The organism is Alteromonas sp. ABE4_545, from assembly GCF_056161325.1.
Genome location: NZ_JBSWYY010000008.1, coordinates 60,900 through 85,382, shown reverse-complemented (window position 1 = coordinate 85,382; position 24,483 = coordinate 60,900). Strand labels below are relative to the sequence as shown.

Below are 24,483 nucleotides of genomic sequence, written 5' to 3'. Positions count from 1 at the left end.
TTGGGTAATTGTCATCATAAACACAACAACGCCCGACACATCATATCGGGCGTTGCTACATTATACTTTTTGCGTTGAGCTATGGGGTTATCTTAACCCGTGGGTTTGTAATATCTCGATTAACTTACTTTCGTCCCATACTTCAACACCGAGGTTTTCCGCTTTGGTCAACTTGGAGCCTGCTTTTTCGCCGGCAACAAGAAAGTCCGTTTTGGCCGACACGCTACCGGTCACTTTTGCGCCCAGTTGTTGTAATAGGGCTTTTGCTTCATCACGTGACATAGCCGACAACGTGCCCGTTAGCACACAAGTTTTGTCTGCCAACGGTTGTTCGCCCGTATTCTCGTTTACTTCTACTACAGGCCAGTGCAAGCCCGCCTCAAGCAAGCCCTCGATCACCGTTTGGTTATGACTTTCTGCAAAAAAGTGCGCGATATGTTGTGCCACTACATGCCCCACGTCTTGTACCTCTTGCAACGCTTCGACACTCGCCGCCATTAAACGGGTTAGATCACCAAAGTGATCTGCCAGATTCATCGCCGTCGCTTCTCCTACTTCACGTATACCTAACGCATAGAGAAACTTTGCAAAGGTAGTGGTTTTGGCCGTATCCAAGGCACGTAGCAAGTTTACCGCCGATTTTTCTCCCATACGTTCAAGGCCAATTAATTGCCCCAGTGTCAGATGGAAAAAATCAGCAGGCGTTTTCACTAATTCAGCATCCACGAGCTGCTCAACTAGCTTGTCACCCAAACCGTCGATATCCAAGGCTTTACGTGATGCAAAGTGCTTTAACGCTTGCTTGCGTTGCGCTGCACATATTAGCCCCCCCGTACACCTGGCAACCGCTTCATCTTCTAACTTTTCAACATGTGACTCACAAATAGGGCACGCACTAGGAAACACAATGTGAGTCGCGGAAGCTGGACGTTTTGCTTCAACTACAGAGACTACTTGAGGGATCACATCGCCAGCACGACGTATCACTACGGTATCACCTACCATCACGCCTAGCCGTTCAATTTCGTCCTGATTGTGTAACGTCGCATTCGACACCGTCACACCACCAACAAATACAGGTTCCAACCTAGCGACCGGCGTAATTGCGCCCGTCCGCCCCACTTGAAACTCCACATCGAGTAAGGTTGTCATTTCTTCTTGTGCAGGAAACTTATGTGCTATCGCCCAACGCGGCGCGCGTGCAACAAAACCGAGTTGTTGTTGAACCGCAATATCATCAACTTTAAACACCACACCATCAATGTCATACGGTAAGTTATCACGCGCATCCATGATACGTTGGTAATAGGCTAAACAACCTTGTGCGCCATTCGCAGTATCAACCTCAGGGCTCAATGGCATTCCCCACTCTGCCAACTTACGCAACCGCTCGCTGTGAAAAAGTGGCAAGGCAAATGTATCAGGTGTTACTACGCCCAAAGAATAGGCATAAAACATAAGGGGGCGTTTAGCTGTTATGCGCGAATCGAGTTGTCGCAAACTACCGGCAGCCGCATTACGCGGGTTGGCAAACACTTTGTCGCCTTGGGCTTTCTGCCGTTCATTCAGTGCATCAAACCCTTCTTTGGGCATAAATACTTCACCACGCACTTCCACTCGCGCAGGCCAATCAGAGCCTCGTAATGTTAATGGTACGTTGGCGATAGTACGTACATTAGCGGTAATATTCTCACCCACTTGCCCGTCACCACGGGTGGCAGCGCGTACTAGCTTGCCTTGTTCATACAAAATACTCACTGCTAACCCATCAAGTTTGGGCTCACAGCTGAAAGTGAGTTCACGAGTATCTTTTAATCGGTCTGATAAACGCTTTTCAAATGCCAACAATGACGCTTCATCAAAAGCATTGTCTAACGAAAGCATCGGCACTTCGTGTGTGACCTGTTCAAATGCACTTAATGGCTGGCCGCCCACTTTTTGTGTCGGCGAATCATCGGTAACCTTATCTGGATGCGCTTTCTCCAGCGCCTGCAACGTTTGCATTAACCTGTCGTACTCAGCATCCGGCACGGTAGGGTTATCCAGTACATAGTATTGGTAGTTATATTCGTTGATGGTGTCTCGCAACGTTTTCAGTTGAGAGTCTACTGAGTTTGAGTCAGTCATGGTGTTACACTCTAATTAAAAAGGCAGGCCTTGTGGCCTGCCTGTCTGTCGATGGGGTTAATGGCGGGCAATCATGCGTTTTCGTTCAAACTCTCTGATTTTCTCTACGTATTGTTGTAACCCTTGTTTGGTTAACACACTGCGGCGACCATCGAGTACCTGCCCGCTAAATTCGTCAGCCAATTTCCGTGCAGCATTATGCATCATATTGAAGACCTGATGTGGATCGCCGTCAATGGGCAACAACATAAACAAAGATACGCCTTGTGTGGTAAAGGTTTCTAGATTGTCGATATCAAACACGCCAGGTTTGAACATGTTCGCCAAGCTAAACAATACTGGGCCTTTGCCGTTGAGGTTAGCATGGCGATGAAAAATGTCCTGATCGCCAAATTTAAACCCTAGCGTCAACAACATAGGCAACAGAGCCGCACCACTGATTGGTTCTTCATCAGGCACTCGCACATTGAGTACCAAGACCTCTTGTTCCACGTTACCAGACGCGGGCGCAGGCGTAGATGAAGGCGTATCCTGAGGCTGGTCTGCAATACGGGTATTCTCCGGCACCTCAGAACTAGGATCAAAGTCGATTCGCATTTGCTCGTCATCACCAAAATTGGGTTCCTGACGACGGCGAGGAGCGCTTTTTGTTTTACGGCGTAATGTACCGCGTTTTTCAGGTTGTACCTCACCGGCAGACGTGGCGCTGTCTTGATTTTCCTCAACCTGAATAGGTGCCATTGCTTCGCTGTCTAGTGCAAAGTCTGGGGCTTGTTCTCGCGCTTGGTCCAACTGTGACGGTACGGCCTCCGGCTCTGTTTTCAACAAAAACTCTGGCGGCTCTGGCACTGGCTCGGCTGCCGGCGTGTCGACCTTAGTCACATGGCTGCGTTGTGAAACCATATGAGGCTTAGGGTTAGATACCACTGAGCCATACAATTTAATGGTTTCTTTTTCTGGTTCTTGAGGTTCGTCATCTAAACTTGATGGTTCAATCGTCGTCGCGTCTGTATCGTCCTCCGCTTCATCGGCGTTGGATGCAACCTGACCACTTTCAACAACACGTACTTTCCCCACACCCAATTCGTCATACTCATCGGCGGTGTGTGCGGTTTCGTCGTCTTGTAATACTTCGCGATCGTCGCGCTCAGCATGCTCGTCATAGTCATCGTATTCGGCGTCGTTTTGCTGCTCCCAACCTTTGGGTTCAACACGATTTGGCTTCTTGCGCTGATTGTTCTTGCGAACATTCCACATACCATGAGCCAGAATACCAATAATAAAAACACTACCTATTAGCAGTAATGACAGACGTAATTCTTCTTCCATCTACTCTTGTCGCCCTTTCTTATGCTTCTGCGAATGCAACAGCTTCATCAACGTCCACAGCGACCATTCTAGATACGCCAGGCTCCGCCATTGTCACCCCAGTGAGATGATTCGCCATTTCCATCGCTATTTTATTGTGGGTGATGTAAATAAACTGTACCGTTTTCGACATTTCAGACACCAACTTACAAAAACGCCCAACGTTGGCATCGTCGAGCGGCGCATCCACTTCATCCAAAAGACAAAACGGCGCAGGATTGAGTCTGAAAATGGCGAACACCAATGATAAAGCGGTTAACGCTTTTTCTCCACCGCTTAACAGGTGAATTGTACTATTTTTCTTGCCAGGTGGTCGCGCCATAATCGTTACCCCGGTTTCAAGTAAGTCGTCGTCGGTGAGATCAAGATAAGCAGACCCACCACCAAAGACTTTAGGAAACAGTTGCTTCAAGTCTTCATTCACTTGCTCAAACGTGTCACTGAAGCGACTTCGGGTTTCTTTGTCAATTTTCCTAATGGCACTTTGCAAGGTGTCCAACGCCTCTTGTAAGTCGTCGAACTGGGTATCGAGATGAGATTTGCGTTCTGCCTGAATATCATACTCTTCAACGGCCGCCAGATTCACCGCACCCAATCGTTGAATGGCTGATGTGGTCTTTTCTAGTTCAGCTTGCCATTGCTTTTCTTCAGCGTCTTCACTCAAACTTTCTAAAATCGACTTTAGTGAAAGCCCGGTTTCTTGCAATTGCTCCAATACCGACGTTGCCCTAACTCGAAAACCTTCGGTTTCCAGTTTCAACGCATCAATTTGCTTCTGACGCTGTTGAATTTGCTGCGTAACACCGTGTTGATCCTGCTGTGCTTGCTGCAATAAATTGTCTAATTCTGACAGTTCTGTTTGCAACACAATTCGCTGTTCTTCGTATTCTTCACGCTCTAATAAATAAGCTTGTAACTGCTCATTCTGGGCTTCTGCTGGCACAGAGAGCTGTTTAGCTTCTGCATCTAAGTTGGTCTTTTTATCCTGCCATTGGCCAACTTGCTGTTGCAGTCGTGCTTGCTGATTGCGCACATTTTGTTGTTCACTTTGTGATTGCTGAACTAACAATACATGTTGATGTTGTTGCTGGGTCAAACGCTCAACATTCGCACGCGCCTGTTCTACTTCTCTTTGTAAGGCTTCATACTGCGTTTGTGATTCTTGTTGTTGCTCGGTATACGTTTCTAATTCAGCTTCGAGCATTTCGAGTTTGTCAGACAAGCTAGTGAGTTGCTGCTCTTCTTGCAGCATCTGGTGTGATTGCCGTTCAATGTCGTCAATCAATTTTTGCTTGCGAGATTGAGCCTGCTGCTGTTGCATTTGCAAAAGCTCGCGCTGGCCCTGACGTTGTTGGGTTGCCGTATCGTGTTGTGAGAGCGCCGCTTTGTTCTCATCGACACGATTTTGTTTCTGACTCAACACTTGCTCTTGATGTTGAAGTTGCTCTTGAATCGCCTCAGATTCCAGTTCGAGCTCATCAATACGGTAAGACAACTGGTCAATTTTAGCGGCTCGTTGCAATACTCCTTCATCACTTTTAGCGCCTGTCGATAGCCAATCTTCTCCTAACCAATGACCATCTTCCGTCAGTATTGCAACAATATCGCTACTGTCTTGTGGCAATAGCGAGTCGGCCTGTTGGAGGCTTTCTGCTATGTGTATTTGATTGAAAACACGTGGCACAGTGTCATTTTCGACCAGCTTCGCCAAGCTATTTTCGCGCTTATGCGTGGTAAATTTTTGCGGGTCAAAATAACGTACTCCTCGTGCCAACTGCGACACCGACTGAGTGAGGTTTTCCAGCCCAATTTCCTCAGAAACTTGAGGATTACCCAACCAACTTAGTGCCGACTCGACAACGGCTTCAGCCCCTGCAATTGGAACAACCCATTGCCACATTGGATTCGCTCCTGCCAACACTTGTTCACTAGGTTGTTCAGCTTGCTGCATTGTTTGCAACGCCGCCAAACTGGAGCGGGCATTTTGCAGTAATTGATTAACCTCGGCCATTTGTTGACGCACGTCTTGCACCATTACCTTCGCGTCATCAACCTCCTCAAGGCTGTTAGCTAAGGTTATTGCCAGTTGCTCACTTTTTTCTTCATCAATTACAAGCGCGTCTGTCAGCGCCTCTATTTGTGTTTGTAGCTCTTCATCTTGTACATCGTTTTGCTCTTGCTTTAGCTCATTCAGCCGTTGTTCCGTGCGCAATTGCATGGCCATTGTCGACTGAATTTGACTATGACACGCTTGCACTTGCTGTTTCAGTGAATGATAGGCTTGCTCCTGATCACGAAAAGCCCGAAAGTGACTATTAAGCTGAGTTTCAGCCGTGTCTCTATGCTCTTGCGCTTGGAACAATTGTGCTTCGATAAGTGCTTGTTCAGGCTCGCGAGCTTCGAGTTGCGCGTCAACGATGTCGCTGCGTTCGGCCAAGCTCAACAATTCAGATTCAGCACCATCTAGCAACTGGTGTAACTCTTGGAGTTCTTGGGCTATTTGGTCGCTGCGCTGCTTACTGTGCAAGGCGTTTTGTTCTAACCGAGTTATTGCGGTTCCCACTGAAAACAACGCTTGCTGTGTGGTATCTAACTTGGCCTTTAAATCTAGCTGTTGTTCGCGATACTTAATAATACCTGCTTCGTCGCCCCGCTGTTGGGCAACTAATGCGTCTAGTTCACTCTGCAGTTCTCGTTGCTGTTGCTCTAGCTTATCAGCCGCATCACTGTGCTTTAACCAACGTAACGCTGCAAGCTCACTCTTTAACGTGCGCTCAGTTGCTTTGAGCGATTTGTAACGCATCGCTGCTGCGGCTTGACGCTGTAGCTTTTCGAGCTGCTTACCCAACTCACCTCTTACGTCTTCTAAACGCTCCAAGTTGTCTTGGGTATGCCGAATACGGTTTTCTGTTTCACGACGCCGCTCCTTGTACTTGGAAATACCAGCGGCTTCTTCTATAAAAACACGCAGTTCTTGCGGTTTTGACTCAATAAGGCGCGAAATCATGCCTTGTTCGATAATGGCATAACTACGAGGGCCTAGCCCAGTTCCCAAAAACAAGTCGGTTACATCGCGACGGCGACACTTTGTTCCGTTCAGAAAGTAGGTCGACACCGCCTCTCGTGTCACCAATCGCTTTATTGACAGTTCGTTGTACTGTGCATATTCGCCAGCAATGCGCCCAGCACTGTTGTCGAACACCAGCTCTACGCTGCATTGCCCAACCGGCTTTCGTGCAGAAGAACCATTGAAAATCACGTCTGTCATGGCGTCGCCACGCAGGTTTTTGGCAGAGCTTTCCCCTAATACCCAGCGTACAGCATCGATTACATTGGACTTTCCACAACCGTTCGGACCAACAATGGCCGTCATATCGGAAGGAAACGGAATAGAGGTAGGATCGACGAAAGACTTAAACCCAGCCAGTTTAATTTTCTTTAGACGCATCGACACTCCTGGCACGGGCGGCCATGAATGCGAGTAGGCGGTGTGCGATAATGCTGTCGGTCATTATCGATAAATAGCTGAATGTCCATATTGAAACGTCGTGTGCGCACGAAATGTTGTTGTTATTGTCTGAATGTAACAAAGTTCATGAAGCGTAACAATTAGGATTTAATTTCTGAGGATTGCCTCGATATACTTAAGGCAATGCGCAAACCCAATTGTAATGCGCTCAGCCACCAGTCACTAAGGAGTACCAATGGCAACAAAAAGCGGCGTAGGCTACTTTCTACAAGGCATCGATCTTATTTCCACAAAAGGCTTGAAACGTTTTGTGCTCGTGCCTTTATTTATTAATCTGGTCTTGTTTGCCACTGCTTTTTACTATCTCTATGGAGAAATTAGCGTGGGTATTACCAGTTTGGTCAACATGATCCCAGATTGGTTAGGCTGGATAAAAGACGGCCTCGCATTTATTCTTTGGCCGCTAGCCATTATAAGTGTATTACTGGTTTTCGCGTTACTTTTTGGTACGTTGGCCAACTGGATCGCTGCCCCTTTCAACGGGTTATTATCAGAAAAAGTAGAGCGTTATCTCACCGGGCAAGAAATGGGAGACGAAGGCCTGATGTCGATTATCAAAGACATCCCGCGTACGGTAGGCCGAGAGTTAACCAAGCTGGTGTATTATATTCCTCGTGCAATAGGCTTTTTGCTATTGTTTTTTTTCGTCCCGATATTTGGGCAAATACTGTGGTTTTTATTTAATGCGTGGATGATGGCGGTACAGTATTGTGATTATCCATTTGATAACCACAAAGTGCCATTTAAACCTATGCGTCACCATTTATCGCAACGCAAAGGGTTGGCTTTCTCTTTTGGCACTATGGTCAGCCTCACATCCCTCATACCAGTGGTGAACTTTATTGTGATGCCCGTTGCTATCTGCGGCGCCACCGCCATGTGGGTGGAAGAATTTAAACAAGACGCACTGAGCTAATCGGCATAATCCTCGGGCCGCACAGTGTCTTGCGATACTGTGCGATCAACACCTTGAATACGCCTAAATTCATTCAACCAATATTCCGCCTTAGCGTTATTTCCTTGCTTTTCAAACAGCTGAAAGAAGTTTAAAGCAATGGGGCGCTGGGCCTTAGGGTTAGCCAGTTGCCACTGCCATATTTTTTTATACAAGCCGGGAATAGTATGGCTATCGTGGTTTTCCATAAAGGTAATATCGCGGCTTGGCTTATAACTAGGTACATCAATATTGTTACAAGTACGGGCAGGATAAAGCTGTACTGGTTTCGCATACTCTGACCAGCGACGAATATTAGCCAATGGCGCATAAGTAATTTGCCCGTTAAACACTAGGTTTGGTGCAGTTCTACGTTCGCAATACACTTCAGCCAAGGCCGCACTCATCGGATATTCATCAACAAAGCCGGCAAAATGCGCCAGTTCGTGTATAAACACACTGTAGGTGTCTCCCACATCCAAATACATCACGCCATTGTGAACATTTGCCTTACCTTGGGGAGCGAAAATCACCGCATGGGTGAACTGGCGAACTCGGGCAAATGTTTCAAGAGGTTGTAGGTCACAACCCAGCCGCCCCGAGCCTTGCCAATTATCGTCACACGCTACACTGCCCTCTTTTAACCATACGGGTTGAGACAAGCAAATGGGCAGTGATTGTAGACGCTCATCTTGATGAAACGCTTGATAAAAACGGTGGGCTTGCTCAATACTTGCAATGCCTGTTGCGATCAATTGAATACGTTGATGGCAGGTTTTCGCGCTCACCCAAGGATTGGTCAGCGACAACGCAGCAAGGGATTGTTCAGAATAGCGCTCTAACGCCACCTCGTAGCGTTGAGCAATGTCAAACCCTGCATCTGCGGCCAATTTGATATATTTTCTTGCCTCGTCATGTGCTTCTTCGCGCCACAATAAACGACCAAGCTGAAAAGCACTTTTTGCGTCTGTTTCGGCAGTATTGAACAGCCAAGGTTTTGCTTTGTCCGGTTGCTGATGTAATAAATACCAGTCAGCCAACGCTAGCTCAGCAGGACGATAACTTTGCTCTGCCGCTTTTTTTAACCAAGATTCACGGCGCTCGCCGTCTTCCAAATTCATTGCATATTGAAATTGGGCCTCGGGCACATCACCGTAAGCCGCGACTTGTACCCAACGGTTAGCAGCACGCTCACTATCGGTGTGTTTTACTAAAATCCACGCTGCACGCGCATTGCCCAAGTTAACCAGTTTTTTGATCCAGCTAATTTGTTTGGCTTTATCCGCTAAATCCAACAATTGCTCGGCCGCTTCCTCACTGCCTTGTTTAGCCGCTTGAAATAATAGCGATTGCGGGTTTACAGCACGCTGTGCGTTAAATAACAGCTGACTGATACTTCGGCCTGAATCTGCACACAAAAAAGGTACTGCGAGCAGTACCAATAACACTACTTTAATTTTATGCATGTATTAATTCATTGAAGCCGAAGACTGACGTAGCCGGTCGAGCTCAAGCCGCGCGTAGCGATGTTCAACGTATTCAAACACGTTGGTGCTCAGCGCAAACTTAAAGTAATTAGATGCAACACCACGGTTGTCGCGTTCACTGTGATACTTACCAAGGTAGAAATAGGCCTCACACAGTCGATCGGTAAGTTGCTTTTCATTGGTTACACCAACAATGAGATTGTTGAGCAATGTTTGTTCATCAATTGTACCTAAGAACAAATCCACGAGACTCGTGGCCCAATGATGATTATTCAATGCTAATCGATTTTCAGCCAAGTTTGCTAAAGCCTCTTCATGGTCGACATCGTGTTGAGCGAAATAACGCCACAACACTCGAAAAGGGTCTGACTCGTCTTTGGCTAAAAAGCGGCTAAAGTCTTCTAATGCTAACTCGGGTCTACCACCATAGTACAAGGCGATGCCTCTGTTGAGAAAAGCAAACTCATAGTTAGGGTTAATTTCTAACGTTGAGTCAAAAGCTTCATACGCTTGAACAAACTCTCTTTGCTGTACCAAATGCACACCAATAGAATTAAACGCTTCTGCCATATCTGGCTTTAAGTTCAGCGCTTGAGAATAGTCAAACTGAGCCATACCAGCAAGCCCAACACTGTCATACAAAATACCGCGCTGATAATAAAATTGCGCTCGGTCAGACTCTTTTAACTTGGCATTAGCCAAGATCTGATTATAACGGGTTATCGCTACTTGAGAGCGCATATTCATGGGTGTTGGCTCGGGCACCAACAAATTCGACATCTGTGTTTGCGCCTCAGGTTCTTGAACTGACGCACAGCCACCTAAAGCTAAAAAAACAGTAAAAAAGATGAGACTAACGAGTTTGCGCATGTTAAAACTGTATTCAAATGAAAAATAACGATTCAAGCCGCACATCACCGACGTGCTAAGAGCCGTCACCTTCTCGCATTTACGATAAAATGTAAAGTCCGACGCGGTAATGGACGTCTTTTTTACGGAGAATAAATTGCAACAAAGATTAACAATCCTCGCTTTAGAAGCACAAACTAAATCCTATGCGCCCTATTCAAATTTTCGTGTTGGTTCCGCCATTTTGGGCGACAACGGCCAAATGTATAGTGGCTGTAACGTTGAGAATGCTGCGTTTCCAAGTGGGCAATGTGCCGAAGCAACCGCCATTGGTATGATGGTGATGGATGGATGCCAAAAAATTAAGTCAGTGGTAATCGCCAGCCCGAATGATGACTTTTGTTACCCTTGTGGTAATTGCCGCCAAAAAATCAGCGAATTCTGCGACCCAGACACTACAGTAACCATGGTCACCCAAAGCGGAAAAAGCCAAACGGTTACGATGGCAGAACTCCTGCCCTTCGCGTTTACGCCCAGCGATTTAGACAAATAACCATCAGGGCGTTAGCGCCATTACGTGCCATTGCGCCCTGCTTTTCATCTTACGCTTTTTTCTTCGCTGCCATGGCGTCTAACTGCGCTTGTGTAGCAGGCAACTGATGCTTGTCTTTCCACTCGCTGTAAGGCATCTTATAGACAATTTCACGAGCCGCTTCATAGTCGATTTCTTCCCCCTGCTCTGCGGCTGCAGCACTGTACCACTTAGCTAAACAGTTACGGCAAAAATCGGCCAATATCATCAAATCGATATTTTGCACTTCTTTATGCTCGTCTAAATGCTGTAACAAGCGTCTAAACGCCGCGGCTTCTATCTCGGTTTGGGTTTGCTTATCCATGATTTTCTCCGACAAAAAAGGGAGCTTTCGCTCCCTTTTAGATAATTACTTAATGACCATTACTCTGCAGAAGTGTCTTCTTTAGGTGCTGGCTTTTCTAGCAATTCTTTGATGCTCAAACGAACACGGTTTTGACGGTCAATTTCCATTACTTTCACGTCAACCATTTCGCCTTCTTTCAGGTAGTCGGTTACTTTGTTCACACGCTCGTGAGCGATTTGTGAAATGTGAACCAAACCTTCTTTACCTGGCAATACTTCAACGAATGCACCAAAGTCTACGATACGGGTGATCTTACCGTTGTACACTTTGCCAACTTCGATTTCAGCAGTAACCTGCTCAATCATTGCAATGGCTTTTTCAGACTTCGCACGCTCTGTTGCGAAAATCTTAATTGTACCGTCGTCTTCAATTTCGATGTTGGTGTCTGACTCTTCAGTGATCTGACGAATCATTGCGCCACCTTTACCGATAACTTCACGGATTTTGTCTTGGTCAATTTTCAGCGTGTAGATACGCGGAGCGAATTCGCTCAACTCTTCACGTGAACCACCAATTGCATCATCCATTACGTTAAGGATATGAAGACGTGCTTCTTTCGCTTGCTTAAGCGCGATTTGCATGATCTCTTTGGTGATACCTTCAATTTTGATGTCCATTTGAAGTGCAGTCACACCGTCAGAGGTACCTGCTACTTTAAAGTCCATGTCACCCAAGTGATCTTCGTCACCCAAGATGTCTGAAAGTACAACGAAGTTTTCGTCGCTCTTCACCAAGCCCATTGCGATACCAGCAACAGAGGCTTTAATCGGTACACCGGCATCCATCAATGCCAATGACGTACCACATACTGAAGCCATTGAAGATGAACCGTTAGATTCAGTGATTTCAGAAACCACACGTACTACGTACGGGAATTCTTCTTCACTCGGCATTACAGCTTGAATACCACGCTTAGCCAAACGACCGTGACCAATTTCACGACGCTTAGGCGAACCGATCATACCTGTTTCACCAACACAGTATGGAGGGAAGTTATAGTGAAGCATAAAGCGGCTATCACGCTTACCAGACAATTCATCAATCATCTGTGCGTCGCGCTCTGTACCTAGTGTAGCAACAACTAGCGCCTGAGTTTCACCACGGGTAAACACAGCAGAACCGTGAGTACGTGGCAATACGCCAGTAGCAACGTCAAGTGCACGAACCATTGCAGGATCACGGCCATCGATACGTGGCTCACCAGCAAGAATACGTGAACGTACTACGTCGCTTTCAAGGTCGTGAAGTAGCTCAAGGACTTCTTTCTGGTCTTGCTCTTCGTTCTCAGCAAGGATGTCAGCTAATGCTTTTTCTGTTACAGCAGTTACCGCATCTTTACGCTCTAGCTTATCAGAAATTTGGTAAGCGGCTGTCATGCCCGCTTCAGCAAGTGCTTTGATTTTCTCTTTAAGCTCTGTGTTTTCAGCTTCTGGCTGCCAATCCCACTTCTCAGTACCAACTTGAGCAGCGAATTCGTTTACGTTGCTAACAACAGTTTGAAGTTGCTCGTGACCGTACATAACCGCACCAAGCATCACTTCTTCAGAAAGCACGTTGGCTTCTGATTCAACCATCAATACCGCGCCTTCAGTACCAGCAACAACGAGGTCTAGCTCGCTCGCTTCTTGTTCTGTGTTACGGGTGTTCAATACGTACTCACCGTCGGTATAACCAACACGAGCGGCACCGATAGGACCGTTAAACGGAATACCTGAGATTGCCAAAGCAGCTGATGTACCGATCATGGCAATGATGTCAGTCGGGATTTCAGGGTTAGCAGAAACAACTGTCACAACCACTTGAACTTCGTTCTTGAAGCCTTCAGGGAAAAGTGGACGGATTGGACGGTCGATCAAACGTGCGATTAGGGTTTCGCCTTCTGAAGGACGGCCTTCACGTTTGAAGAAACCACCAGGAATTTTACCTGCTGCGTAGGTTTTTTCCTGATAGTTCACAGTAAGAGGGAAAAAGTCTTGATCAGCTTTTGCTTCTTTTTTACCAACAACAGTCACTAGTACAGAGGTATCGTCCATGCTAGCTAGTACTGCTGCTGTTGCCTGACGTGCAATAACGCCAGTTTCAAGTGTCACAGTATGTTGGCCATACTGGAAAGTTTTAGTAATAGGAGTCACTATTTGTCCTTTATTTCAATCTTTATTTTATCGCTTTTCAACGCGGCCAATAGTATAGCGGCGAATGTCAACAATACCAAGACAAACCACCGCGATAATTTTATCGAAAAACGCAATTGATTGCGGATAACACAATATTGTGGCTCGTTGTCAAACAAACCGAACGCTTGTAGGGCGTTGAGCAATGCCTTTTTTGTTCACTTTTTCATCACTTTGTCATAAAAAGCGGTATGCTAATAGAGGAACAAGCTTTGAGTTGGACACACCATGTTAATTTTACGATTAAACAAAGCGGGAATGCCACTGGACTGGCTAAATGTGTATGAGGCCGCACGCTATTACGCACAAGACAAAGTACTGTTTGAGCTTGGTGCAAATTACCATACCTTAAAAGGTGGCTGGAATCGTTGGGGCGAACAAAGCCAACTGCACATTTCATCGATCATCGGCTGTGATGGCCGAGTGACTTCAGGTACCGGTAAAGTGGCTTTGTGCAATCGCTATTTGTTTCGCAGAGACAATTATCTGTGCTTGTATTGTGGTGAGCGTTTTCCCGTTGGGCAATTAACAAGAGACCACATTATCCCCCGCTCCAGAGGTGGAAAAAACGTGTGGACCAATGTGGCGAGCGCCTGTTCGCGTTGCAACCACCACAAAGGGGCGCGAACGCCTGAAGAAGCAGGAATGCCGTTACTGGCAGTGCCCTTTCAGCCCAATCGGTACGAACGTTTTTACTTGATGAATCGCAAAATACTCGCCGACCAAATGGATTTTTTAAGTAACCACTTTACGGCTAATCGGAATTGGCTCACTCAGGCAGGCTAGTATTCGGCGCGCCACAGTTCAATATTAATGCACCGCTGGCGGAGCTGGGCTCAATTTTTGCGCGTCCAATTCCTTGTACCATAGGTCCATCCAGTCGTTACAAATTTTCTGCTCTAGGTCTGATGCTTCAACCGTTGGGCAAAACAATGAAACCTTAACCAATAGTTTGGCAAATTTATTGGTCTCGATCACAATCACAGGGTCTATAGCAATAAACTCAGCGTCTAAGTGACGCTCAATCACGCTCTTATAACGTTCGGCAACGTCGCGATAATATTCACAGTGGGCTTTGGCTTTTTCAGAAAACTCAGGGAGCAGTTTATAGCCATTCACCAATGGTTCCATGGTGATAGTAAACTCATGCATGGTGTAACGACGCAAGAAGTTTAAGTTTTTAATAGACTGCGTAACCAATTGACTATTTGGCATGTACACGTGTTTCCCTGTGTACGCAAAAGACTCGGTTTCTACCTCTAGCAAGGTGGTTTTCGCCCAATCCATTTCCACCACTTCGCCAACCACGTTGTTCATTTGTACCCAGTCTCCCACTCTAAACGGGCGTGCACTCATATAATAAATAAAGCCCATAAAGCACTGGATAAATTCACGTGTGGCAAAAACAATGGCCACCATAAATGCGGCAATAGAAATAGCTAAATTTTGCACTTCTGCCGACCAGAACATAAGCAAGCAGATGATTAAAAATGCATTGGTCAGTTGTTCGATCAGGTTTATTTGATGTCGACGATCTTCGCCTTTACGCTTACTGCGTTTTTTTATTACCCGTACTACGAGTTGGCGAAACGTTAGAAACAACACCACAAAGACAAACGAAGAGAACAGTTTGTACTCTTGCACAAAGTGTACACTCTCAAACCACAATTTTTGGATGTTGATTTCCACGCAAACTCCGAATTACCGCTAGTCGAATCTATAAAAAAAGGCCGCTTCACATGCCGTGAAGCAGCCTTCTCTATTATGACTAAGAGTTGACCCGCCTGCAATGCCAGTTTACACGGCGTATCAACGAGTTACTCTTTTGTTTAGTCTCGTACTTGTCCTTCGCCACAAACCAAAAATTTCTCTGTGGTGAGTGACTCTAATCCCATCGGGCCATACGCGTGTAATTTCGTTGTTGCAATGCCTATTTCGGCACCTAGCCCCAACTGACTTCCATCAGAAAAACGTGACGACGCATTGACCATCACAACCGATGCATCGACAGCACGCTGGAACATCTTCGCTGCGTCTTGGTTTTTAGTGCAAATCACTTCGGTATGGTTGCTACCAAATTGGGCAATATGATCAATGGCGGCATTAAAATCATCAACTACACGCACCGCCAGCTCTAACCCTAAGTACTCTTCACCATAAGCATCTTCGGCAATGACGTCAGGCGTGGTGAAGTAAGCCTTACCCGCTTCATTCACATGAATTTTCACATCTTTTGCTTCTAATGCTGCGGCGGCTTTGGTCAAAAAGTCACCGGCTACCGCTTGGTGAACAATCAACCCCTCTAGTGCGTTACACACACCTGTTCGTTGCGTTTTACCATTCAACAATATTTCTAACGCAACATCGAGGTCGGCGTCTTTATCAACATATAAGTGGCATACACCTTTAAAGTGCTGAATAACCGGTACTTTACTGTTGTCGGTAACATAGTTGATTAAGCCTTCGCCACCGCGCGGAATAATCACATCAATGTAATCGCGCTGCTCCATTAGCTCTTGCATTAATGCGCGATCTGGGTTGGGTACAACCGTAATCAGTGCACGAGGCAAACCATGTTGTTCCAGCACATCTTGCAATAGACCTGCAATCGCTAAACTAGAATCAAGCGCCTCTTTACCGCCACGCAGGATCACCGCATTGCCTGATTTAAAACACAAGGCGCCCGCGTCAGCCGTCACATTGGGTCTAGCCTCATAAATCATGCAGACTACACCCAATGGGATGCGCATTTTGCGAATTTCCAAACCATTCGGGCGAGTACCAAAATGGCGTTCTTGGCCAACTGGGTCGTCTAGTTCAATAATGGTTTCGATCCCAACAGCCATATCTTCAATACGCGCATCGTTAAGAATTAAACGATCGACCATAGCGGCATCAAGATTGTTTTCTTTGGCTCGCGCCACTTCAGCCGTGTTCACTTCGATAATTTTGTCTTTATTGGCGCGAATTGCCGCTGCCATGTCTGTGAGTACCGCGTTTTTCTTCTCAGTATCCAGTACAGCTAGTGTACGAGCAGCGTGAGCCGCATCTTTTGACAATTGACTAATTAAACTCATTCTTTCTCCATTACTGCAATATGTTGTTTAGAAATGATAGGTCCTGTCTTCTCTTCAAATTCAGAGGCGAACTCATCACTCTCCTGGTTAGCAATAAAATTCAGTAAACAACTACTGTAATTCGATTTTGCTTTTGCCAGTTTTGTTCCATCATCTTTACGCACAAGGATCGTATCTCCTACAGAGAACTCACCTTTTACGTCTATAATCTCGCTACTGGTTAACTGCTCAGTTTCAGTGTCTAACTTGGCGGTAAAGTCACCATTTACGATCACTTCGCCTTGTGCGTTAGACGTGTGGCGCATCCAGTGCACGTTTTCTTTCATCGGCTTGTCGTACGGTTTGAAATGGGTACCGGGGTTTTTCCCATCCATCAGCATATTAAACGACAATTCAGTAAAACCGTTAATAATGTATGTGTCTATACCATGCGAAACGGCTTTTTCTGCGGCTTGTATTTTTGTGCGCATGCCCCCCGTGCCTACGCCACCAGAAACCGCGCCGCCGGCCATAGCATAAATTTCTTCAGTGATTTTATTCACTTCAGACAATAACTCCGCGTCGTCATGCTCATGTGGGTTTTTGGTGTATAACCCATCAATATCTGAACAGATAATCAACGCATCGGCATCCGCGGCAGCCGCCACCATCGCCGACAAATTATCGTTGTCACCCACTTTAAGTTTATCTGTGGTCACGGTATCGTTTTCGTTCACAATCGGTAAAATACCGTGTTCGAGTAAACTAAAAATCGTTTCGCGAATACTCACATATCGTTCGCGTTCACGTAAATCTGCGTGAGTTAGCAACATCTGTGCTGAGGGAAAATCAAACAAACGATCCCACGTGGCCATCATCTCGGTTTGACCGGCTGCGGCCATCGCTTTTTTTACACTGATATCGACTTTTTCAAATTCTGGAAACAGATGGGAACCTGCCGCGACAGACCCCGACGACACGAGGACAACTTGTGTACCTTGCGCTCGGCAGCGAACAATAAATTGTGCAATGCTCAGTAAGTAATGACTACTGCACCCTTTTTTGTTCGGTGCGATCAACGCACTCCCGACTTTAATTACTATGCGTTTCCAATCTGGATGACTCATGTTACTCATAACCTTAAGAACTTTGTTCTGTTAACGTTTGTGTAGCTTTTGAAAAGGTAGCGGTCACTTCCTGACTCGGCGCTTCATCAAATTTGGCGACCAACCAAATTGTTACCGTACTCACAATGAAACCAGGAATAATTTCATACATTACGCTGCTCAATGTTTTACCGTTGTCGAGCACTGGAGCGTATATCCAAAACAGTACAGTTACTGCACCGCTGACAATGCCTGCCATCGCCGCTTTATGCGTGAGGTTTTTCTTGTACAAGCAAAACAAAACTAGCGGTCCAAAAGCAGCACCGAACCCAGCCCAGGCGTTACTCACCAACGACAAAATGGTATTTGACTGGTCCAAAGCTAAAAGCAAGGCCACGACAGCCACCCCAGCTACGCCCATTCGACCAATCGACACGGTTGTTTTTTCTGCCACTTCTTTGTTTGACACTACGCGGTAGATGTCTTCCGTTAATGAACTTGCAGACACCAGCAATTGAGATGAAATCGTACTCATAATTGCCGCTAATATTGCCGCCATTAAAAAGCCACTGATTAATGGGTGAAACAATATTTGTGAAAACAAGATAAAAATAGTCTCTGGATCATCAACTGCCAAACCAAATTGGTTTGCATATGCAATACCAACAAACCCTGTACCTAGCGCACCAATAATGGTGACTGACATCCATGACATACCGATATTTCGTGCCACTTTTATGTCTTTCACCGAGCGAATCGCCATAAATCGAACAATAATATGAGGCTGACCAAAATACCCAAGCCCCCACGCTAAGCTCGAAACCAGCCCGACCAGTGTTAAGTTCTCCAGCGACGCCGATAAGCTCGGAATCGACATGTAGGCGGCATCTGCCATCTGCGACGCCGAATCAAATTCAAGGTAAGCCACAAGAGGCACCAAAATAAGTGCAACGAACATAATGCAACCTTGAACAAAGTCGGTCATGCTGACCGCTAAAAAACCGCCGAGTAAGGTGTATGACACAACTACGCCTAAAGTAATCACCAAACCCCATTGGTATTGCACATCAAAAGCACTTTCAAACAATTTACCGCCAGCGACTAACCCCGCCGACGTATACAAGGTGAAAAACATCACGATGATCGCGGCTGAAACAATGCGTACCGAAGCACTTGATTGCCCGAAACGCTTGGCGAAAAACTCTGGTATTGTCAGTGCGTCGTCAGCAACTTCGGTATAAACCCGTAATCGTGGCGCCACCAACAAATAATTGGCTAATGCTCCAACCAATAAGCCAATTGCGATGTACATGGCATCGAACCCAGATACAAACATAGCACCAGGCAGCCCCATTAACATCCAACCACTCATGTCAGAAGCGCCCGCAGACAAAGCGGTAACCTGAGGACTCACTTTACGACCCCCAAGGATATAGCCAGAAATATCACTGGTAGATTGACGATAAGCGAACAACCCTATTCCCAACATCGCTAAAAAATAAATGGCGAGTGATATATAACCTTCAAATTCCATAATGAATCTTGATAACCCCTACTTGTTTTCACCGACTTTCCACAACACGGTGTCTTTCGGATTTCTGTATCAGCAAGATTTATTATTAATTTTATTTGCCGATCAATTAATTTGTACTCTAATTATATTCAGATTATGCAGTTAATTGCAACACCCTATCAAGATGAGCTTTGTACTGAGACTTTCCCTATCAAGATTTTTGACCGGAGAACTCAATAACATAAAACGCAATAAATTCAACATAATTACAAATACTTATCTGTTTAATCACAAACCAAATCAAGTCGTTCAAATACATAAAAAGCAAAGTAGAATTAAATTTTTGATCCGCTTTGCAATCGAGAAGCCGCAAACAAAGCCGATTTTCGAATAACTATTCACCAAAATTGCATAAAATCAAAAAGTGTTACGACGATGAAGTAATGACTGTGTTTATCGCAATTTCCATTGTAGCCAATAACACTATCCTACCCGGTAAAACATGACATTTTAGTTACAGATGAAATTATTACTCTTAAAATTACTTTTATTCGGTGGACGCATATTTTTTCGTCGAAACGCCCTTCGACTGCTTAGCCAACCCTATTGAGAGCGGAAATAAGATTGCCCAAAGTACACCCAAGCAAAGAGCGGTAATCAAAGAAGAATGAGAAAAAGCCACAGCGCCTAATCGCTCTCCGGCTAGATAGCTTGCCGGCCCGCCGACCATACCCGCACACACACTCAGCCAAAATCGTGAGTGGAAATACGATAAGCTGTGTGTCAGCGTTATTGCGAATCCGCTCCACACAACGAGCAGCCACAGAGGTATCATCAGTGTGTGTATTGGATCATAAAAAACAAACACCTCAGCATGGGCCAACACACTATCGACCAAGGTGCCCAATGCCGTAATGATACCAACTAGCTTGAGTTCATTTACCGCGTCTTTCACGAGATAAAAGTGCAAGCCCAATAGCAATAATGCAATAAATAAGTAATCGTTTTTCCCTAGGATGAGTACAAACCATATAACTTGGAAGATTACGAAGTTGATGAGATTAAAATACTTATTCATATATCTGGCTCAAAAAGAGTATTAATGCTGTTACGCGCCAGCGGTGAGTAAGTTCAAAAAACTATCAAGGAGAAGAGACGAATGAAAATGGTAAAGTACTATTTATTACTTGTACTTTTATCTGTAATAGGCGCGGTCCTCATCCCTTTTTGGCTAGTAAAAGTGCTATTGATATGGGTAGCACTGTGTTTCGCTTCCGTCTCGTTTGCCTATGGATTCGCATACCCATCGTTATTTCGCAAGCGACACGACGGCCATATTCCCTTTTACATACGATGGATATTTTTCCCATTCTTGTTAGGCGCCCAAATTTACAATCAATGGCAACGCGCCCACGACCAAGTCCCTCACGTTCAAAAGATAACTGAGCATATTTACCTCGCGGCGCGTTTATTACCAAGAGATGTCGAAACATTAGATGCACATGGTATTAATGCCATTTTAGACGTCACGGCTGAATTTGACGGCTTAGATTGGTCTGCATCATCGAGAGATTTCGACTACCTCAACGTGCCAGTACTAGACCATATGCCACCGACACAAGCGCAGCTTAATCAAGCCATTAACTTCATTGAGCAACACAAGCAAAAAGATCAGAAGGTGGTCGTGCATTGCGCCTTAGGCCGTGGGCGTTCGGTGTACATGGTTGCAGCCTATCTACTCACACAAGACGATACCCTTTCAGTGGTTGACGCTATGCAAAAAATAAACGCCATACGTTCAACCGCCCGACTGAACAAACATCAACTATCGACACTGAAGCGCATCAAACAAGGAGGAAAGCTATTTCTCCCTCCGAGACTGGCGTTAATCATGAATCCCGTCGCTGGCGGCGGTAAGTGGGGCAAATACCAAGACGACATCGTCGCCAGACTCACCCCCCATTTCCAGGTCTCTATATTTGAAACCACTGAATCGATAAGCGCTCAGCAACTGGCACACAAAGCACTAAAACAAGGGTTTGAAATTATTGTCGCCGGTGGTGGTGATGGTACGGTAACCGAAGTAGCAAGTGCCTTAGTTAGGCAACCACAGACCTTGGGGATAATCCCACTTGGCACTGCCAATGCGCTGGCTTCCGTATTTCATGGTTTAAGCAGTAAAGTATCGCCTATTGCTACCGCTTGTGACGTTTTGATCGAAGGGAATTCACATCAAATAGACGTTGCTTATTGTAATGAAAAGCTGATGCTACTTGTTGCAGCTGTGGGTTTTGAGTCGCAAATGATTGAATATGCCGACCGAGAAAATAAAAACGCAGGAGGCCAGTTCGCTTATTTATCTGGACTGTGGCAGGCACTGAACAAAAATAAAATTCTTGATGTCACTCTAGTAACGGAAGGAAAAGAAACCAGAATAGAAACACCCAGCGTGGTGATCGCCAATGCCGCACCAACAGCAACCGCGTTAGCCCAAGGTGGTGGACAACCCGATGTTAAAGACGGAAAGGTGGATATAACCTGGTTACCAAAAGAAGCACACCGCTCAGCCAATTTCTTTTCTCTGGCTGAGCTGGTACTGAGCGGGGCAACCGACACGGCACTCTCATCGCGTATCGTGCATCAGCGTGTCGCTGAAGTCACCGTTAAATTAGCGAGTACAATGGCTTATGCCATAGACGGTGAAATTTATGAGAGTGACGAACTACGAATAAAAACGGTCCCGCAGGCTTTAAATGTTATGGCTAACAGCACACAATTGAATTAGCACTAACAAAGAGCAGGAATTATTCCTGCTCAACCGCTTCTTGAATCGCTTTACCCGCTTTTTCTATGTCTTTTCCAGCGCCTTCAATCGTCGCACACGAAGCGGTGGCCAAAATCAACGCGACAATCAGTAAACATTTCTTTTTCATTTTAATCTCCTAAATATTACTGGTAATACTATGTGGTGCATTGTTTTTTTCATAGTCTCCCAACCAATCTATCAACTCACAGCACTTAACTGGACGACTGATATAATACCCTTGTGCGATATCACAACCAAAGTCAGATAACATGCGCATGGCATCTTTATTTTCAACACCTTCGGCAACCACAGACAAACCGAACACATTTGCCAGCGCAATAATGGTTTTCACTATTTGCTGGTCATCGTGGTCAGTTGAAAGGTTAAGGACAAAGCTCTTGTCAATTTTCACCGTAGATACCGGCAAGTGCTTCAAATAAGCCAGCGACGAATACCCTGTACCAAAGTCATCAATAGCCAACGCAAACCCCTGACTTTTCAAGTTGTTCAAATTATTAATCGCCGTATCGGCATCTGCCACCAAATCGCTTTCTGTTATCTCCAGTACTACGTCATTAGACGCAAAACCCGCGTCCCGTAACCGTTGAGTGAAGGTTTCAAGTAACTCAGCATTTTGTATATCTTGGGTAGAAAAGTTGATCGCAGCAGTAATAGGATACCCGGCTTGTCGAAAACGGCGCAAATCTTCAATTACCTGTTGTGCCACCCACATAGTTATTTGGTCGATAAGGCCGGCATTTTCGGCAATACCAATAAACTCATCAGGCGGAATAAAACCCAAACTACTGTTTACCCAACGGATAAGTGCTTCAACACCTGTCACTTGATTTGATTTTAAATCGACTTTTGGCTGGTACACCATATAGAGCTCATCTTGCGCACTGGATAGCGCGCGTTTTAGCTCTGTGATAATCGTCAAACGTCGTATGTATCGATTTTCTATTTCAGGGTCATAAAACGTCAACGCATTAAACCCATGTTCACCGTCATCGATAACAATATTAATTTTTCGAAAAATTTCTTCCGCGGTCGCCGCTTGTTCAGGGCAGTTCAACACCCCTAATGTCATTTTGATTGGAATAACCAAACCATCGGTTTCAACCGGCGTCTCAAGCAGCGCTTTCACTTCCAGAAGTTTGTCGTGACTCAATATTGTTGCGGGTATCCACAATAATTCCCCACCCGACAGTCGTGCCGCCACTCCGTCCATGGTTTCCAACCGCGCCGACGTTGTTTTTAAACACACATCACCGTTTGCAAACCCGTATAAGTCATTAATAGTGCGAAAGCCTTGTAAGTTAACGGCAATCGCTTGAAACGGGCGCCCTGCGGTCAATGCGTCATTGACCCATTGCTCCACATAATTTCGATTGTAAAGGCCTGTGAGCATATCGTGTTGGGCTTGGTATCTTATACGTTCTTCACGCGAGCGGATGCTGTCTCTCATACTCGTGAATGCCGTACCTAAGCTACGAATTTCCCTCAACCTGCCCTTTACTGCTATTTCTTCGTGGTAGTTGCCTTCGGATATATATTTAACTGCATCAACCAATGAAGCCAACGGCTGACTGACGCGACGAGATAACCAAAACGTCATGAGCAACGTCACTAAAATGGCGAGAATAGAGATACCGATAATGGTGATTTGTAATTGGCTAAAACTTTCATATTGCTCTGTGGCATCGGCTGCTAATAAAATTTTCACATCAGCATTAACCATTTGAGACCATTGCAAAGGCTGTGTAATGTACGCGCCTCTGTTTTTTACTGTCACGTCTAACCAACTAATAGAAGATTGTTGATTTTGCACCACCGACAGGGCTTTGTCTTTTGGCATGCTGGCATTCATTATCTGTAATTCACCAGACGCGGTAGTGATATACATGATGATATCAGCCTGCATAGAGGTTTTAAGCAATTCAAAAAAATCATCATCTAGGGCAAAGCCTAAACAGGCCACACTTGAAGGCGTCGGCGTTAATATAGGCAACATTACTACTTGATACAGTTCGTCATTCACAGTAATTGCGCCCTCAGCACCACCTTGCAAAGCATCTTGAATCATATCGGGATAGGGAAATTGATGATTGCGTGTAAAAAATGCAGAATCACTTGTCACAACATCACCATTAAGATCGACAATAGTCATGAAATCGGCGCTAATTCGACGCTTGAAGCTCTCGAATGTGCTGGTGATCGTTGGTTGGTCTTTTGAGGCAATTGCTTGTCTAAAGCCAAAATCACGTAATAATACGCGTGTTGTATCTAGCAACGCCTTACGGCGGTCATCTACCACGCGGTTAAACACGCTTTGAGCAATCGCAATGTCTTTATCTAATTGTTTTCTAACGACACCTGAAGTCGCTGTCCACACGTTGATCAATATCAGCGAAGCAGTGATCAATATACCGGCAAGTACAATTCTGAAAATACGTTGTCGCAAAGAAACTAACATCGCGCGTTAGCCACCAAAAAGTTTCATTGAATACTGAATAACAAACCCTACCCTGTTACTTTACCGGTCCATGCTACTGATAATTGTGATAAATGAATAGTGTTTATTAGTGTAGTCTGATGT

18 protein-coding genes are annotated in these 24,483 nt (G+C 45.5%); 4 read left to right on the top strand and 14 right to left on the bottom strand.

Features of this window, described 5'->3' with window-relative positions:
* Positions 1-87: 87 nt before the first annotated feature.
* The 3 genes from ligA to smc are packed head-to-tail and all read right to left on the bottom strand — an operon-like array spanning position 88 to position 6,943.
* Entirely contained in the window at positions 88-2,127 is a 2,040-nt protein-coding gene (ligA, locus tag ACXAH6_RS09865) for an NAD-dependent DNA ligase LigA (protein ID WP_474876497.1), read from the bottom strand.
* 57 nt (positions 2,128-2,184) lie between these two features.
* Entirely contained in the window at positions 2,185-3,456 is a 1,272-nt protein-coding gene (zipA, locus tag ACXAH6_RS09860; protein ID WP_474876496.1) for a cell division protein ZipA, read from the bottom strand.
* A gap of 19 nt (positions 3,457-3,475) precedes the next feature.
* Positions 3,476-6,943, bottom strand: coding sequence for a chromosome segregation protein SMC (gene smc / locus ACXAH6_RS09855; protein WP_474876495.1), 3,468 nt, complete (start codon positions 6,941-6,943; stop codon positions 3,476-3,478).
* A gap of 256 nt (positions 6,944-7,199) precedes the next feature.
* Between smc and cysZ the strand changes: the two genes are divergently transcribed.
* The gene (cysZ, locus tag ACXAH6_RS09850; protein ID WP_474876494.1) at positions 7,200-7,940 is read left to right on the top strand and encodes a sulfate transporter CysZ; all 741 of its coding nucleotides are present in this window, start codon (positions 7,200-7,202) and stop codon (positions 7,938-7,940) included.
* Here the strand turns inward: cysZ and ACXAH6_RS09845 are convergent.
* Positions 7,937-9,424, bottom strand: a complete 1,488-nt coding sequence (locus ACXAH6_RS09845; RefSeq protein WP_474876493.1) for a tetratricopeptide repeat protein — start codon at positions 9,422-9,424, stop codon at positions 7,937-7,939. The genes cysZ and ACXAH6_RS09845 overlap by 4 nt on opposite strands.
* 3 nt (positions 9,425-9,427) lie before the next feature.
* Positions 9,428-10,315: a lipoprotein NlpI gene (gene nlpI, locus ACXAH6_RS09840; protein WP_474876492.1), complete on the bottom strand. Its 888-nt coding sequence runs from the start codon at positions 10,313-10,315 to the stop codon at positions 9,428-9,430.
* A gap of 109 nt (positions 10,316-10,424) precedes the next feature.
* Between nlpI and cdd the strand changes: the two genes are divergently transcribed.
* On the top strand, positions 10,425-10,847 hold the full coding sequence (gene cdd / locus ACXAH6_RS09835) for a cytidine deaminase (RefSeq protein ID WP_474876491.1): 423 nt from the start codon (positions 10,425-10,427) through the stop codon (positions 10,845-10,847).
* A gap of 49 nt (positions 10,848-10,896) precedes the next feature.
* Here cdd and ACXAH6_RS09830 read toward each other — a convergent pair whose 3' ends face one another.
* Positions 10,897-11,190 carry a DUF1244 domain-containing protein gene (locus ACXAH6_RS09830; protein WP_474876490.1) on the bottom strand — a complete coding sequence of 98 codons (294 nt, stop codon included), beginning with the start codon at positions 11,188-11,190 and terminating at the stop codon, positions 10,897-10,899.
* Between the two features lie 59 nt (positions 11,191-11,249).
* Positions 11,250-13,364, bottom strand: a complete 2,115-nt coding sequence (pnp, locus tag ACXAH6_RS09825) for a polyribonucleotide nucleotidyltransferase (protein ID WP_474876489.1) — start codon at positions 13,362-13,364, stop codon at positions 11,250-11,252.
* A 267-nt stretch (positions 13,365-13,631) separates the two neighbouring features.
* On the opposite strand from pnp, the gene ACXAH6_RS09820 reads away from it, so the two are divergent.
* Positions 13,632-14,189: an HNH endonuclease gene (locus tag ACXAH6_RS09820; protein WP_474876488.1), complete on the top strand. Its 558-nt coding sequence runs from the start codon at positions 13,632-13,634 to the stop codon at positions 14,187-14,189.
* Between the two features lie 24 nt (positions 14,190-14,213).
* On the opposite strand, the gene ACXAH6_RS09815 is transcribed toward ACXAH6_RS09820, so the two are convergent.
* The 5 genes from ACXAH6_RS09815 to ACXAH6_RS09795 all read right to left on the bottom strand — a co-directional run bounded on the left by ACXAH6_RS09815 (position 14,214) and on the right by ACXAH6_RS09795 (position 20,156).
* Complete coding sequence (locus ACXAH6_RS09815; protein WP_474876487.1) at positions 14,214-15,092, bottom strand: mechanosensitive ion channel family protein; 879 nt, start codon at positions 15,090-15,092, stop codon at positions 14,214-14,216.
* Between the two features lie 140 nt (positions 15,093-15,232).
* Entirely contained in the window at positions 15,233-16,480 is a 1,248-nt protein-coding gene (locus ACXAH6_RS09810; RefSeq protein ID WP_474876486.1) for a glutamate-5-semialdehyde dehydrogenase, read from the bottom strand.
* Complete coding sequence (proB, locus tag ACXAH6_RS09805) at positions 16,477-17,586, bottom strand: glutamate 5-kinase (protein ID WP_474876485.1); 1,110 nt, start codon at positions 17,584-17,586, stop codon at positions 16,477-16,479. Before proB ends, ACXAH6_RS09810 begins: the two co-directional genes overlap by 4 nt.
* 13 nt (positions 17,587-17,599) lie before the next feature.
* Positions 17,600-19,099 carry a sodium/proline symporter PutP gene (gene putP, locus ACXAH6_RS09800; RefSeq protein WP_474876484.1) on the bottom strand — a complete coding sequence of 500 codons (1,500 nt, stop codon included), beginning with the start codon at positions 19,097-19,099 and terminating at the stop codon, positions 17,600-17,602.
* 526 nt (positions 19,100-19,625) lie between these two features.
* Entirely contained in the window at positions 19,626-20,156 is a 531-nt protein-coding gene (locus ACXAH6_RS09795; protein WP_474876483.1) for a DUF2878 domain-containing protein, read from the bottom strand.
* An 81-nt stretch (positions 20,157-20,237) separates the two neighbouring features.
* Here ACXAH6_RS09795 and ACXAH6_RS09790 point away from each other — a divergent pair, with 81 nt between their 5' ends.
* Positions 20,238-21,863: a diacylglycerol kinase family protein gene (locus ACXAH6_RS09790; protein WP_474876482.1), complete on the top strand. Its 1,626-nt coding sequence runs from the start codon at positions 20,238-20,240 to the stop codon at positions 21,861-21,863.
* Between the two features lie 19 nt (positions 21,864-21,882).
* On the opposite strand, the gene ACXAH6_RS09785 is transcribed toward ACXAH6_RS09790, so the two are convergent.
* Together ACXAH6_RS09785 and ACXAH6_RS09780 are read right to left on the bottom strand one after the other, a co-directional pair.
* Complete coding sequence (locus tag ACXAH6_RS09785; RefSeq protein ID WP_474876481.1) at positions 21,883-22,011, bottom strand: entericidin A/B family lipoprotein; 129 nt, start codon at positions 22,009-22,011, stop codon at positions 21,883-21,885.
* 9 nt (positions 22,012-22,020) lie between these two features.
* Positions 22,021-24,360, bottom strand: coding sequence for an EAL domain-containing protein (locus tag ACXAH6_RS09780; protein ID WP_474876480.1), 2,340 nt, complete (start codon positions 24,358-24,360; stop codon positions 22,021-22,023).
* Between the last annotated feature and the right edge of the window lie 123 nt (positions 24,361-24,483).

What these genes read in the sequence shown, in the direction of transcription:
- smc (WP_474876495.1), bottom strand. Translation starts at nt 6,943, where the DNA reads ATGCGTCTAAAGAAAATTAAACTGGCTGGGTTTAAGTCTTTCGTCGAT.
- ACXAH6_RS09830 (WP_474876490.1), bottom strand. Translation starts at nt 11,190, where the DNA reads ATGGATAAGCAAACCCAAACCGAGATAGAAGCCGCGGCGTTTAGACGC.
- cdd (WP_474876491.1), top strand. Translation starts at nt 10,425, where the DNA reads ATGGACGTCTTTTTTACGGAGAATAAATTGCAACAAAGATTAACAATC.
- ACXAH6_RS09785 (WP_474876481.1), bottom strand. Translation starts at nt 22,011, where the DNA reads ATGAAAAAGAAATGTTTACTGATTGTCGCGTTGATTTTGGCCACCGCT.
- putP (WP_474876484.1), bottom strand. Translation starts at nt 19,099, where the DNA reads ATGGAATTTGAAGGTTATATATCACTCGCCATTTATTTTTTAGCGATG.
- zipA (WP_474876496.1), bottom strand. Translation starts at nt 3,456, where the DNA reads ATGGAAGAAGAATTACGTCTGTCATTACTGCTAATAGGTAGTGTTTTT.
- ACXAH6_RS09795 (WP_474876483.1), bottom strand. Translation starts at nt 20,156, where the DNA reads ATGAATAAGTATTTTAATCTCATCAACTTCGTAATCTTCCAAGTTATA.
- cysZ (WP_474876494.1), top strand. Translation starts at nt 7,200, where the DNA reads ATGGCAACAAAAAGCGGCGTAGGCTACTTTCTACAAGGCATCGATCTT.
- nlpI (WP_474876492.1), bottom strand. Translation starts at nt 10,315, where the DNA reads ATGCGCAAACTCGTTAGTCTCATCTTTTTTACTGTTTTTTTAGCTTTA.
- ACXAH6_RS09845 (WP_474876493.1), bottom strand. Translation starts at nt 9,424, where the DNA reads ATGCATAAAATTAAAGTAGTGTTATTGGTACTGCTCGCAGTACCTTTT.
- ACXAH6_RS09780 (WP_474876480.1), bottom strand. Translation starts at nt 24,360, where the DNA reads ATGTTAGTTTCTTTGCGACAACGTATTTTCAGAATTGTACTTGCCGGT.
- proB (WP_474876485.1), bottom strand. Translation starts at nt 17,586, where the DNA reads ATGAGTCATCCAGATTGGAAACGCATAGTAATTAAAGTCGGGAGTGCG.
- ACXAH6_RS09790 (WP_474876482.1), top strand. Translation starts at nt 20,238, where the DNA reads ATGAAAATGGTAAAGTACTATTTATTACTTGTACTTTTATCTGTAATA.
- ACXAH6_RS09810 (WP_474876486.1), bottom strand. Translation starts at nt 16,480, where the DNA reads ATGAGTTTAATTAGTCAATTGTCAAAAGATGCGGCTCACGCTGCTCGT.
- ligA (WP_474876497.1), bottom strand. Translation starts at nt 2,127, where the DNA reads ATGACTGACTCAAACTCAGTAGACTCTCAACTGAAAACGTTGCGAGAC.
- ACXAH6_RS09820 (WP_474876488.1), top strand. Translation starts at nt 13,632, where the DNA reads ATGTTAATTTTACGATTAAACAAAGCGGGAATGCCACTGGACTGGCTA.